At 70.1% G+C, this 12,820-nt stretch carries 13 protein-coding genes; 8 read left to right on the forward strand and 5 right to left on the reverse strand.

From position 1 onward, the window contains the following. Positions 1-14: 14 nt before the first annotated feature. The 6 genes from J7I98_RS05915 to J7I98_RS05940 all read left to right on the forward strand — a co-directional run bounded on the left by J7I98_RS05915 (position 15) and on the right by J7I98_RS05940 (position 7,948). Positions 15-1,142 (forward strand): LLM class flavin-dependent oxidoreductase, encoded by a 1,128-nt coding sequence (locus tag J7I98_RS05915; protein ID WP_214919498.1) that lies wholly within the window; start codon positions 15-17, stop codon positions 1,140-1,142. Positions 1,143-1,413: 271 nt separating this feature from the next. Next, positions 1,414-3,153 (forward strand): amidohydrolase family protein, encoded by a 1,740-nt coding sequence (locus J7I98_RS05920; RefSeq protein WP_214919499.1) that lies wholly within the window; start codon positions 1,414-1,416, stop codon positions 3,151-3,153. Next, a complete protein-coding gene (locus J7I98_RS05925; RefSeq protein WP_214919500.1) occupies positions 3,150-4,616 on the forward strand; it encodes an aldehyde dehydrogenase family protein in 1,467 nt (488 codons plus the stop codon). The genes J7I98_RS05920 and J7I98_RS05925 overlap by 4 nt, the downstream gene beginning before the upstream one ends. A gap of 260 nt (positions 4,617-4,876) precedes the next feature. Next, positions 4,877-6,436: an APC family permease gene (locus J7I98_RS05930; RefSeq protein WP_214919501.1), complete on the forward strand. Its 1,560-nt coding sequence runs from the start codon at positions 4,877-4,879 to the stop codon at positions 6,434-6,436. Positions 6,437-6,554: 118 nt separating this feature from the next. Further along, positions 6,555-7,142: a GNAT family N-acetyltransferase gene (locus J7I98_RS05935; protein ID WP_214919502.1), complete on the forward strand. Its 588-nt coding sequence runs from the start codon at positions 6,555-6,557 to the stop codon at positions 7,140-7,142. A gap of 230 nt (positions 7,143-7,372) precedes the next feature. Beyond that, entirely contained in the window at positions 7,373-7,948 is a 576-nt protein-coding gene (locus J7I98_RS05940) for a hypothetical protein (protein WP_214919503.1), read from the forward strand. 82 nt (positions 7,949-8,030) lie between these two features. Here J7I98_RS05940 and J7I98_RS05945 read toward each other — a convergent pair whose 3' ends face one another. The 5 genes from J7I98_RS05945 to J7I98_RS40785 all read right to left on the reverse strand — a co-directional run bounded on the left by J7I98_RS05945 (position 8,031) and on the right by J7I98_RS40785 (position 11,438). Beyond that, complete coding sequence (locus J7I98_RS05945; RefSeq protein WP_214919504.1) at positions 8,031-8,504, reverse strand: SRPBCC family protein; 474 nt, start codon at positions 8,502-8,504, stop codon at positions 8,031-8,033. After that, positions 8,501-8,941, reverse strand: coding sequence for an RNA polymerase sigma factor (locus tag J7I98_RS05950; RefSeq protein WP_214919684.1), 441 nt, complete (start codon positions 8,939-8,941; stop codon positions 8,501-8,503). Before J7I98_RS05950 ends, J7I98_RS05945 begins: the two co-directional genes overlap by 4 nt. A 53-nt stretch (positions 8,942-8,994) precedes the next feature. Beyond that, positions 8,995-9,459 (reverse strand): DUF3995 domain-containing protein, encoded by a 465-nt coding sequence (locus tag J7I98_RS05955; protein ID WP_214919505.1) that lies wholly within the window; start codon positions 9,457-9,459, stop codon positions 8,995-8,997. A 138-nt stretch (positions 9,460-9,597) separates the two neighbouring features. Then, the gene (locus J7I98_RS05960; RefSeq protein WP_308377682.1) at positions 9,598-11,112 is read right to left on the reverse strand and encodes a CehA/McbA family metallohydrolase; all 1,515 of its coding nucleotides are present in this window, start codon (positions 11,110-11,112) and stop codon (positions 9,598-9,600) included. Next, positions 11,112-11,438, reverse strand: a complete 327-nt coding sequence (locus tag J7I98_RS40785) for a hypothetical protein (RefSeq protein WP_251020190.1) — start codon at positions 11,436-11,438, stop codon at positions 11,112-11,114. Before J7I98_RS40785 ends, J7I98_RS05960 begins: the two co-directional genes overlap by 1 nt. 130 nt (positions 11,439-11,568) lie before the next feature. Between J7I98_RS40785 and J7I98_RS05965 the strand changes: the two genes are divergently transcribed. Together J7I98_RS05965 and J7I98_RS05970 are read left to right on the forward strand one after the other, a co-directional pair. Further along, positions 11,569-12,414 (forward strand): LLM class F420-dependent oxidoreductase, encoded by an 846-nt coding sequence (locus tag J7I98_RS05965; protein ID WP_214919506.1) that lies wholly within the window; start codon positions 11,569-11,571, stop codon positions 12,412-12,414. A 135-nt stretch (positions 12,415-12,549) separates the two neighbouring features. Next, complete coding sequence (locus J7I98_RS05970; RefSeq protein WP_251020191.1) at positions 12,550-12,753, forward strand: hypothetical protein; 204 nt, start codon at positions 12,550-12,552, stop codon at positions 12,751-12,753. Positions 12,754-12,820: the final 67 nt, after the last annotated feature.

Here is a 12,820-nt window from a genome sequence, read left to right on the forward strand (position 1 = left end):
GAAGGAGAAGTACCTTGGAATTCGGGCTGTTTGTGCAGGGGTACGTGCCTGCCGCGCGTGCCAAGGCCGACCCCGAGGCGGAGCACAAGGCTCTGATCGAGGAGACCGAGTACGTCATCCAGGCGGACAAGTCCGGCTTCAAGTACGCCTGGGCCTCCGAGCACCACTTCCTGGAGGAGTACTCCCACCTCTCCGCGAACGACGTCTTCCTCGGGTATCTCGCGCACGCCACGGAGCGGATCCATCTGGGCTCGGGCATCTTCAATCCGCTGGCGCCGGTGAACCACCCGGTGAAGGTCGCGGAGAAGGTCGCGATGCTGGATCATCTGTCGGAGGGACGCTTCGAGTTCGGGTCGGGGCGCGGGGCCGGCAGCCACGAGATCCTCGGCTTCATGCCGGGGATCACGGACATGAACCACACCAAGGAGATCTGGGAAGAGACGATCTCCGAGTTCCCCAAGATGTGGCTCCAGGACGAGTACGTCGGCTTCCAGGGCAAGCACTGGTCCCTGCCGCCGAGGAAGATCCTGCCGAAGCCGTACGGGAAGTCGCACCCGGCGATGTGGTACGCCGCCGGGTCCCCGTCGTCGTACGCCATGGCGGGGAAGAAGGGCCTCGGGGTGCTGGGCTTCAGCGTCCAGAAGGTCTCGGACATGGAGTGGGTCGTCGAGTCGTACAAGAACGCGGTGAAGGAGGCGGAGCCGATCGGGGGCTTCGTCAACGACAACGTGATGGTGACGTCGACGGCGATCTGTGCGGAGACGCACGAGAAGGCGGTCGAGATCGCGGTGAGCGGCGGGCTGAATTACTTGCAGTCGCTGCTCTTCCGGTACCACGACACGTTTCCCCGGCCGGAGGGGATTCCGGAGTGGCCGGAGCTGCTGCCGGAGTACTCGGCGGAGATCATCGAGCTGCTCATCGCGGAGGAGCTGATGATCTGCGGTGATCCGGACGAGGTGTTCCGGCAGTGCAAGCGGTGGGAGCAGGCGGGGGCGGATCAGTTGAGCTTCGGGTTGCCGATCGGGGTGTCGCCCGAGGACACGAAGACGACGATCCGGCTCATCGGTGAGCATGTGATCCCGAAGATCGACACGGATCCGGTGCACCGGACGACGAGGTTCCGCGGAGCGGCGGGCGCGTAGCGGGCGGTGCGGGGTGCGGGGTGCGGGTGCGGGTGCGCGGTGCTGTGCGGGTTGCCTGCGGCGCAGTTCCCCTCCCCGCCCCTTTCCCGAAACTGGGGGCAAGCCCCCAGGCCCCGGACCCCCAAGGGCGTCCGGGGGCCGCAAATGTCACAGCCGGGAAGGGGCGGGGTAGGGAAGACGCCCCGCGCAGCGGCACCCGCCCGCACGGCGCTCCGCCCGCACCCACCCCAGTGCACGTACACCCACTCCCACCCACCCCGAAGGGACCGCCATGCTCGACCACCTCATCCGCGGAGCCACCGTCGTGGATGGCACCGGTGCCCCCGCGTACACCGCCGATGTAGGGATACGTGACGGGCGTATCGCCGTCGTCGCTGCGTCCGGCGGCGTCACCGAGGACGCCAGGACCAGCGAGGACGCCACCGGTCTCGTCCTCGCCCCCGGATTCGTCGACCCTCACACGCACTACGACGCCCAGCTCTTCTGGGACCCGTACGCCACCCCCTCCCTCAACCACGGCGTCACCACCGTCGCCGGCGGTAACTGCGGCTTCACCCTCGCCCCGCTCCACCCGGACCGCCCCGAGGACGCCGACTACACGCGCCGCATGATGTCCAAGGTCGAGGGCATGTCCCTGGTCGCACTCGAAGAGGGCGCTCCCTGGAACTGGTACACCTTCGGGGAGTACCTCGACGCCCTCGACGGACGCATCGCCGTCAACGCGGGCTTCATGGTGGGCCACTGCGCCCTTCGCCGCCATGTCATGGGCCCGGACGCGGTCGGCGGGCAGCCCACCGAGCAGCAGATGAATGACATGCTGCGGCTCCTCCACGACGCCATGGACGCCGGCGCGTGGGGCCTGTCGACCACCCAGTCGTCCACCCACTCCGACGGCGACGGAAAGCCCGTCGCCTCCCGGCACGCCGCGCCCGCCGAACTGATCGCCCTCTCCCGGGCCGTCGGCGAACACGAAGGCACCCAGCTGGAGGCGATCGTCGCGGGCTGCCTCGACCAGTTCGCGGACGAGGAGATCGACCTGTTCGTCGACATGACAGCGACCGCGGGCCGACCCCTCAACTGGAACGTCCTGACCATCGACGCCGCCGTACCCGAACGCGTACCCCGCCAGCTGGAGGCGAGCGAGCGCGCCCGCCGGGCCGGCGGCCGCATCGTCGCCCTGACGATGCCGATCCTCACCCCCATGAACATGTCCCTCGGCACCTTCTGCGCGCTGAATCTCATCCCCGGGTGGGGCGACATCCTCGGCCTGCCCGCGGCCGAGCGCATAGAGAAGCTCCGCGACGCGGACGTACGGGCCGAGATGCTGCGCCGCGCCGACAGCAAGGAGGCCGGGGTCTTCCGCCGCCTCGCGAACTTCGAGCGGTACGTCATCGGCGACACCTATTCCGAGGCGAACGCGGGCCTGAGCGGACGCGTCGTGCGCGACATCGCCGCCGAACGCGGCCAGGACCCCTTCCACTGCCTCGTCGAGATCTGCGCCGCCGACGACCTCCGTACCGTCCTGTGGCCGATGCCGTCCGACAACGACCCGGCGAGCTGGGCACTGCGGCAGCAGACCTGGGAGCACGAGGACGTCCTGCTGGGCGGCTCCGACGCCGGGGCCCACCTGGACCGGATGTGCGGGGCGCCGTACACGACCCGCTTCATCGGCGACTGCCTGCGCGGGCGCAAGCTCGTGCCGCTGGAGCAGGCCGTGAAGATGCTGACGGACGACCCGGCCCAGCTGTTCGGGCTGCGCGAGCGGGGCCGTATAGAGGAGGGCTTCCACGCGGACCTGGTCCTCTTCGACCCCGAGCGGATAGCGGCCGGGCCCGCCACTCTCGTGCACGACCTGCCCGGCGACAGCCCGCGCCTGGACTCGAAGGCCATCGGCGTGGTGTCCGTACGCGTCAACGGCGTCGAGACAATACGCGACGACGTGGTCACGGGGGCGGTGCCCGGCACGGTGCTGCGCTCGGGCCGGGACACGCGGACGGTGGCCACCAAGTGAGCCGGTCCCAGCACGGCGAGCGGCTGTTCATCGGCGGCGAGTGGACCGAGCCGGACGGCGGCCACTACGAGGTGATCAACCCGGCCACGGAGGAGATCGTCGGCCTCGCCCCCGAGGCGAGCCGCCGGCAGGTGTACGCCGCCGCCTCCGCCGCCAGGGACGCCTTCCCGGCCTGGTCCCGTACGAAGCCCGAGGAGCGGGCCGCGATCCTCGACCGCGCCGCCGACATCATGCAGCGCGACGCCGAACCCAACGCGCTCCTCGCCCGGGCCGAGACCGGTGCCACGACCGGCACCGCACGCGCCATGCAGGTCGCGGTGGGCGCTGCCCGCTTCCGGCGGTACGCGCGCGGCGCCCTGGAGCCGGTCGAGACCGGGCTGCCGCCGCAGATCAACGAGGCCGGGCCGATGGGGAAGGCGGGGGTCTTCGGGGCGCTCGCCGTGCGCCAGCCGGTCGGGGTCGTCACCTGCATCACCTCGTACAACAACCCCTGGGCCAACGCGGCGGGCAAGGTCGCGCCCGCGCTGGCCATGGGCAACACGGTCGTCGTGAAGCCCGCCCCGCAGGACCCCCTCTCGGTACACCGGATGGCGGCGGCCCTGGAGGAGGCGGGCGTACCGCGCGGCGTCGTGAACGTCGTGACCGGGTCCGCGCCCGCCGTCGGCGAGGCCGCCGTCGACTCGCCGGATGTCGACATGGTCAGCTTCACCGGGAGTACGTCCGTCGGGCAGCACATCGCGGAAGTGTGCGGGCGGGGTATGAAGCGTCAGCTCATGGAGCTGGGCGGAAAGGGCGCGGCGATCGTCTTCGACGACGCCGACCTCGACTCGGCGGTCAAGGGCATCGGGACGACGTACGCCTTCTACAGCGGACAGATCTGCACCGCCCCGACGCGCGTCCTCGCCCAGCGCGGCATCTACGACGAGCTCGTCGGGAAGCTGACCGGCTACCTCGCCTTCATGAAGGTCGGCGACCCCGCCGCCCCCGGCACGGTCGTCGGCCCGGTGATCTCCGCGGCCCACCGCGACCGCATCGAGTCGTACATCGAGCTCGGGAAGAAGGAGGGCGCCCGGCTGGTCGCGGGCGGCGAGCGTCCTTCGTACGACAGGGGCTTCTACGTCGCCCCGGCGCTCCTCGCGGACTGTACGAACGACATGCGCATCGTCCGCGAGGAGATCTTCGGCCCGGTCGTGGTCGTCGTCCCCTTCGACGAGGACGAGGAATCCATCGCGCTCGCCAACGACAGCGACTACGGCCTCATCGACTACGTCTGGTCGGGGGACGTCGCGAAAGCGTTCCGGGTGGCGCGGCAACTGCGGGCGGGCGGGGTCGGGTTGAACACCGTCGGGCGCAATATGGAGGCGCCGTTCGGGGGCTTCAAGAAGAGCGGTGTGGGGCGCGATGTCGGGTCGTACGCGCTGCACGCGTACAGCGAGACGCAGGCGATCGTCTGGACCGGATGAGCACCGGATGACGACCGGACGAAGACCGGACGAGGCCTCCGGAAAGATGTATGGGAAACTTTTCAATCGGACAAAAAGGACAGTGTTGCGGTTTCCGCACATCGGAAAGTGCGCGGGAGGACCTGGCAATGATCGCCTCTTGGTCGCCGGTGACCTTCAATCCTCAACCAATAGGGCGGAGGATCCCGCGGATTACAAGGATCTTTAGAGCGGAGTAATGAGCTCCGGATGTGGAAAGCGCAGCCGTTAACGTCCCGTTTATGACTCAGGTGGACACACGGCCCCAGGCCGGAGACACGGTAAGCGGCGCCTCCTCGGTGGAGGGCGGCGTACGCAAGAAGGGGCTCGGCGGCAATTCCGTCGGGCTGATGGGCAACGCCGTCATCGGCATCTCCACCGTTGCACCCGTTTACTGCCTTACGGCCACACTGGGCCCCACCGTCAGCGAGGTCGGGTTGCAGATGCCCGCGATCTTCCTCGCCGGGTTCCTTCCGATGCTGCTGGTGGCCTTCGCGTACCGCGAGCTGAACAAGGCCATACCCGACTGCGGCACCTCCTTCACCTGGTCGGTCAAGGCCTTCGGCCCCCGCGTCGGCTGGATGTGCGGCTGGGGCCTGCTCGTCGCCACCGTCGTGGTGCTCTCCAACCTCGCCGGCGTCGCGACCTCCTTCTTCTACCTGCTCCTCGGTGAGGTGAGCGGCAACCCCGGCCTTGCCGCACTGGACGACAACAAGGTCGCCCACATCCTCACCACGCTGGTCTTCATCGCCGTCGCCACGGCGATCAGCTACCGCGGCATCACCGCCACCAAGTGGGTCCAGTACGCCCTGGTCGGCCTCCAGCTCGCCGTACTCGCGATGTTCGTCTACATGGCGCTCACCAAGTCCGACGAGGTCGCGGGCTCCATCGACTTCTCCCTGTCGTGGATGAACCCCTTCGCGGTCGAGTCCTTCGCCGCCTTCACCGCGGGCCTGTCCCTCTCGATCTTCATCTACTGGGGCTGGGACGCCTGCCTGTCGATCAACGAGGAGAGCACCGGCAGCGCCAAGACGCCCGGCCGCGCCGCGATGCTCGCCATGGTCGTGATCGTCGTTTCGTACCTGATGGTCGCCATCGCCGCGCAGATGTACGCCGGCGTCGGCGAGAAGGGCACCGGCCTCGGCAACCCGGACACCGCGGACAACGTCTTCGACGTCCTCGCCGAGCCGATCATGGGCTCGGGATTCGCCGTCCTGCTCTACGTCGCCGTCCTCGCCTCCGCCGCCGCGAGCCTGCAGACCACCTTCATCCCGGTGGCGCGCACCGCCCTGGCGATGAGCACGTACCAGGCCATGCCGGCCTCCTTCGCCAAGGTCCACCCGCGCTTCAAGACCCCGGGCCGTGCCACGGTCGTCGCGGGCATCGCCACCGGCGTCTTCTACGCGGGGATGACCCTGCTCAGCGAGAACGTCCTGGTCGACACGATCTACGCGCTGGGCCTCATGATCTGCTTCTACTACGCGATCACTGCCTTCGCCTGCGTCTGGTACTTCCGCAAGGAAATGCGCAAGTCGGTGCGCGAGCTGTTCGTCAAGGGCGTCTTCCCCGGCATCGGCGCGCTGATGCTCACCGCAGTCTTCGGCCAGACGCTGTACGACATGTGGGACCCGGCATACGGCAGCGGCAGCTCGCTCTTCGGCATCGGCTCGGTCTTCGTGATCGGCGTCGGCCTGCTGCTGCTCGGCGCGGTGCTGATGTTCGCGATGCAGCTCCGCAGCCCGGAGTTCTTCCGGGGCAAGGTGCTGACGACGGACACCCCGGCGCTGGTGGTCGAGGACTGAGTCCACCTCGACGGCCGACGCGGATGCGTCGAAGGCCGGGGGAGCCGAATGCGGCTCCCCCGGCCTTCTGCCGTGCGGGGCACGGCTTGGGCAAAGGGGCGTGGGGCAGGATCGCCGCATGAACAGCCGACCCAACTCCCCTACGCCCTCCCACTTTCCTTCCCCCTTTCCTCCTCCCGGTTCGCTCCGGCTCGAAGGGCAGGGCCTTCAACTACGAGAGTGGGACGAAAGCGACGACGTACCGGCTCTGGTCAAGCTCTACGACGACCCGCAGATCAGCCGCTGGACCCCCGTACCCTCGCCGTTCGACGCCGAGGCCGCCGGCCTGTACCTCGCGGCGGCGAGTGGCGCCCGGGCGGAAGACCGCCGGATCCAGCTCGCCATCACCACCGACGGGATGCAGCCGCAGGGCGAGATCCTCCTCTTCCGCAGCGACGTCGACGCCAGGGACATCGAACTGGCCTACGGCATCGGACCGCAGTTCCGCCGCCAGGGCCTGGCGACCAGAGCGGTCAGGCTCGCCACGGACTACGCCCTGCGCCAACTGGCCCCCAGGCGCGTACTCCTGCGCATAGAGGCAGCCAACGTGGCGAGCGAGGCGGTCGCGAAGGCGGCAGACTTCCGCCTCACGGGCGACGAACCGGTCTTGCGGGACACCAGGGGGCGGCAGGTGTCACTGCGTACGTGGGCCCACGACGCAGAATGACCTCGAATCGGATCGACGCGACAATTCCGCCGCACATTGGCCAAAAGCCGACCGGCACGCAACGCCGACACCAACCCGCCCGTCCTACCGCATGCACCTGGGGCGTGTCCGGCGGATCAGGCCGGCTTCAGGGTGCGGCACCGTTTTCGGTGCTGGTGAGGCCCCGCAGCCCAGGCATGATCCGCCGGACACGCCCTGAACCTGTACTCAGCTCTTATCGGAGGTAAGTCATGCGACGGTTGACGACAGCAGCCGCAGCGCTCGCGCTGGCGGGCGCCGGCCTGGCGGGCACGGCCGGGGTGGCCGGCGCCGCGCCCGGCCCGGTGGGCAAGGCCGCCTCGGCCGCCACCTGCTCGACCGTCTGGGGCAGCGGCACCAAGTCGGCCACGGACTCGGACTCCAAGCCGCTCACGAACATCAAGACCAGCCAGAACCCCTGCTACGACCGCATGGTCTTCGACATCAGCGGTGCGACGGGCAAGCTCGGCTACCACGTCGGTTACGTCGACACGTTCCATCAGGACGGCTCCGGCGAGCAGATACCGGTCAACGGCGGCGCCATCCTGCAGGTCTACGTGTCCGCGCCGAGCTACGACCCGGCGACGATGAAGCAGACCTACGCCGGGAAGGCGGGGAAGTCGCTGCCGGGCGTGAACGTCACCGGTTACAAGACGTTCAAGGACACCAGGTTCGGCGCCAGCTTCGAGGGCCAGACCCAGGTCGGCGTGGGCGTTCGCGCCAGGCTGCCGTTCCGGGTGCTCCAGTCCGGCGACAAGCTGATCGTGGACGTCGCGCACACCTGGTGACCCCGGTAGTACGCCAGGGGTGACTGCTGGTGCTTCGGCGCGGCGTGAGGGCGTCGAGCACGCACAGCCGTGCGGCTCGGCGTCAGTCGCCGGCTGACCCGGCGCGCACAGCCAGCCGGTCGAGGACTCGGCGGCCCGCTCTCTCCACACCCACCGGGATCAGCGCCGCTCGCCCCGGGACGCGTACGCCGCCGGTGAAGGCGACGCGCGTGTGGCCGTCGGGGGTTGGGGTTGCTGCCATGCCGAACAGGACGAAGCGGCTCTGGAGCCAGATCCAGCCGGGGCGGCGTACGCCCTCGAAGCGGGCTACGGGGCCGAAGCGGCTTCGGGCTGTCGCTTTGACGCGGTCGCCGTCGATGGCCGTGACCTTCAGGCGGCGCATGTCGGGTACCAGGCGGGCCAGTTCACCGTCCAGGTCGGCCAGCAGTGGCCAGACCGTGGCGTAGGGGGCGTCGATTTCGCGTTCGGATACGCGGGCGCCGCCTACGCCTGCTGCCAGCGCGTACAGGCGCCGCACCGGGTCCAGATCGGGCGGGGTCGGCCAGTTGACGGTCATGACGACCACGCCTTTCGGAAGGAGTCCCTGGCCCGGTGCAGGCGCGACTTGACCGTGCCCACGCGCAGGCCCAGCAGTTCGGCCGCGGACTGTTCGTCGAAGCCCTCGATGTCGCGGAGGACGAGTACCGCCCGGTGTTCCGGCGAGAGGCGTTCCAGTACGTCGCCGATGTCCGCCGCGAGCTGCGGATCGCCGCGTCCGGGGAGCGTCGACAGGTCGGCCGGTACCGCGCGGGCCGACCTGCGGGCCACCCGTACCGCCTCGCGGCAGGCGATCGCCCGTACCCAGCCGTACAGCGCCTCCGGATCGCGGAGCGAGCGCAGGCCGCGGAAGACGGCGACCAGGGTCTCCTGCGCCGCGTCCGGGCCGTCCGCCAGGGCGATCGGGGTGCAGATGCGGCCGACGTACGGGGCCAGGGAGTCCAGGAGGTCGTTCATCGCGAGGGTGTCGCCTCGCTGGGCGGCGCGCACGAGACGCTGTACGTCGTCACTCAACTCCGCTCCCTTGCCAGGCCAATCGCTGCTGCCGCCATTGCCAGGCACAGTGGTGTGTACAGCGCCAGGTTGAGCCAGTAGAACGTGTCGCCCGCGCCGGGGTCGAGCCCGGCCTCCACCCCGCACGCCCACGCCACGCCGACCAGCCCGCGCAGCGCCGTACCGCACGCGACGGCGACCGTCCCGAGCTGGAGCAGGCGTCCGTAGCGGTGTGATCTGCCCAGCCGGGCCCGGGCGGTGACCAGGGCGGCGGCGGTGAACAGCAGCGCCGCCAACGGGAGGACCACGGGCGGGGTGAACGGCACTTCGGCGCCCAGTACGGCGTACGAGAGGGACCTCGTGTCCGAGGCCGGCCACGTACTGCCGGTGGCCCAGAAGAGGTGCAGCAGTCCGTCCGTGGCCAGGACCGCCGCCACGGCGGTGGCAGGTGCGGTGGCGGACGTCGTGGTGTGCGTCTTCATTCCGGGCTCCTCGCCTCTGTGGGTGCTTCAACCCACAGAGGCGCCGGATTCGTGATTCGTTCCGGCGAGTTTCGGGACGTCGTCCCAGCAGCCGGACAGGGAGCACACCGGAGGCCTGGCCACCAGCGGCCGGCTGATTCAGCCCCCCAGGAACACCGGGTTCGTCAGCGCCGCCAGTGCACCCGGCAGCCCCGGCACCGTCGGGGCGTGGCGGACCTCCGCCCGTACGTACGTCGCGTACTGGGGCGTCGTACTCCACTCCACCGTGCCCGCGCCGGACGCCGGGAGCGTGGCGGTGTGCAGGGTGCCCTGGTCGGTGACGAAGTGGGCCGTGCAGCCGGGGGCGCCGGTGACCTCCAGGCGGACCGTGACCGGGGTGTCGGCGTCGACGGGCAGGCGGTCGCCGATGCCGGCGTGGCGGCCGCGGCCGCCCGAGGCGCCGAAGGTGAGGGAGACCGAGGACGACTCGGCGATGTACGAGTGGCCGGCGCGGATGCCCGCCAGGATCGCTTCGCGGGTCAGGTCGTGGGCCAGGACCACCGTCTGCGGCATGCCGACGAGCTGGGGCTCGCGGTGGGCGTCGCTGTTGCCGATGGCCGGGGTCCAGCCACGGCCGCTGGTCAGGGTGTTGTCCCAGGAGGCGAGGGCGACCTCGTCCTCCGGGGTGTACGGGCCGTTCCACACCTCCACCGCGTCCGCCTCGCCGAAGCCGAACTTCCAGTTGCAGCCGATGCAGGTGGCGTGCGGGTGGGCCGGGACGACCAGGCCGCCCGCGCGGCGGATCTCGCGGGCGTAGTGCCCGAAGCGGTTGTCGCGGGCGCGGTAGCGCCAGTCGACGAAGGTGCCCGGATCGGTGGCGACGGCGACGACGTGGCCGTTGCGGGTGGTGACTTCCTCGCCGGTGAGGATGAGCAGTTCGCCGTCGGGGTGGGGGCCCCACAAGCCCTGCCAGGCGCTGTGGGAGGAGTGGGTGTTGTGCTCGCTGATGTTGATGAAATCGAGCCCGGCGGCGCGGGCGGCGGCGGCGATCTCGGCGGGTGTGCGCCGGCCGTCGGAGTACACCGAGTGGAGGTGGCAGTCGCCCCGGTACCAGGCACGGCCACGCCCCTTGGCCCGCTCGGGCGGGTAGACGGCGGCCGGGGTCTTGCCGGAGGGCCCGAAGCGGAGGGTGATGGTCACGGTGTACGGGAGGCCTTGCGGGGCGGTGGTGTACGGGCCCAGGGCGATGTTCCAGGTGCCTGCGCGCACCGGCCCCGGGATGTAGCCGGGCGTCGCGGCGTCGGCGCGGATGAAGAACTCCTTGCGGGCCCCGCCCGACCAGCCACGGAAACCCCGGCCGCCCAGGTCCGTACCGCGCTCGTCGAAGATGCCGATGTCGAGGGCGTTGCCCTGGGTTCCGGCGGGCACGGGCGGTTTCTCGTACGTGTACGAGACGGCGATCTCGCGCACCCCGCGCGGCACTTCGACCGGCAGGTAGACATAGTCGGGCGACCCCGGCGGCAGTGTGCCGCGTACGGTCCGGGTCTCCTCACCGCTGCCCGGGGGGTCGGCGCTCGCGAAGCTCACGCCGCCCAAGGTAAGGGCGGTGGCGGCCCCCGTCACGAACAGTCCGCGTCTGCCGATCGATCCGGTTGATCCCGTTAAACCAGTCACTACGAGGTCTTGCCGCGACGCGACTTGGCCATCAACAGGAAGATCACGGCGAGCAGCACGACGATGACGAGAACCAGCCCGATGATCAGCCCCGCCGACAGACCGCCCTTGGACTTCTTCTTTTTCTTGCCCTTGCGGCTCTTGCCGGCGGTCGTCTCCGACGTGTCGGACTTCTGCGTCGCGGACCAGGCAGTGGGCGCGGCAGCACCCTGCTGCTCCGTGACGACGGCGGGCGCGGTGCGGGCCGGCGCGGCGACGGCAGTGGCGGTGGCCGCCGGTGCGCCGAGAAGCGCTCCGACGAGCAGGATGGTGGTGGCGGTACGCACGGTTCTTCCTCCCCGGGGGTGGCCGAGGCACTCGGCTTCCGGCACCGTACGACATACGTTTGACGGCCACCAGGCGCACCACGAGATGTACACCGGACGCTCCACTGGATGACGCGGAAGGTCACAACACATGCGGATTGCCACCACGATCTTTCTCACCGACGAGACGATCACGCCCGTACGGCTCGCACGCGAGCTGGAGCAGCGGGGATTCGCCGGTCTGTACCTCCCCGAGCACACTCACATCCCCGTCTCCCGCGAGTCGCCCTTCCCCGCGGGCGGTGAACTCCCGCGCGAGTACGGCCGTACGCTCGACCCCTTCGTCGCCCTCGGCCAGGCCGCCGCCGTCACCGAGCGGCTCGCCCTCGGCACCGGCATCACGCTGGTCGCCCAGCACGACCCGATCGACCTCGCCAAGCAGGTCGCCACCCTCGACCACCTCTCCGGCGGCCGCCTCACCCTCGGCGTCGGCTTCGGCTGGAACGCCGAGGAGGCCGCCGACCACGGCGTTCAATGGCGTACGAGGCGCGAGCTCGCCCGGGAGCGGATGGCGCTGATGCGGGCACTGTGGGCGGAGGAACCGACGGCGTACGACGGTGAGTTCGGGGCGGTCAGGGCGAGCCACGCGTACCCGAAGCCGGTACAGAAGCCGCGTGGCCCGGTCGTCGGCCCCCGCACGCTGGTCGGCGGGGCGGCGGGCCCCAAGCTCTTCGCGCACGTCGCGGAGTACGCGGACGGCTGGCTGCCGATCGGCGGGCGCGGCCTGACGGAGTCGCTGCCGGTGCTGCGCGAGGTGTGGGAGGCGGCGGGCCGCGATCCCGACGGCCTCCAGGTCGTGCCGTACGCCGTCGTCCCGAACGCGGGCAAGCTGGCGCACTACGCGGAACTGGGGGTGCGGGAGGTGGTGCTGCAACTGCCGCCCGCCGGTGAGGCGGAAGTGCTGCGGGTCCTGGACAAGTACGCGGCGTTTCTCTGAGGAGGAGGCGCCCCGCCCCCTGTGCCCGGAGGCCGGGCGCCGCTACCTTTGCCAGTGGCATGGCATTGGCATGTACAGCGTCCGGCCGCAGGGCCGCACCTCGGGGGAGAGGCTACGCACGTGCAGAAAAGCCCATTGAGCATCGTCGCGATCGTTTTCGGTGTGGTCGCACTCTTCTTCTGTCCGCCGCTCTTCGGCATCCTCGGTCTCGTCTTCGGCGGAATCGCCAAGTCCAAGGACGAACCGCTCGCGGTCACAGCCCTGATCGTCGCCGGAGCCGGCCTGGTCCTCGGCATGCTTCTCGGCGTCGTCGTCTTCAGCTCGATGTCCGCGCCCTGACCGGACCTTGACCGGACGGGACCTTGACCGGTCCGGCCCCTTGACCGGACGCCCCTTGACCGGTCCG

It is taken from the genome of Streptomyces sp. ISL-98 (assembly GCF_018614055.1).
In the GTDB taxonomy this organism is placed as follows: Bacteria; Actinomycetota; Actinomycetes; order Streptomycetales; family Streptomycetaceae; genus Streptomyces; species Streptomyces spiramyceticus.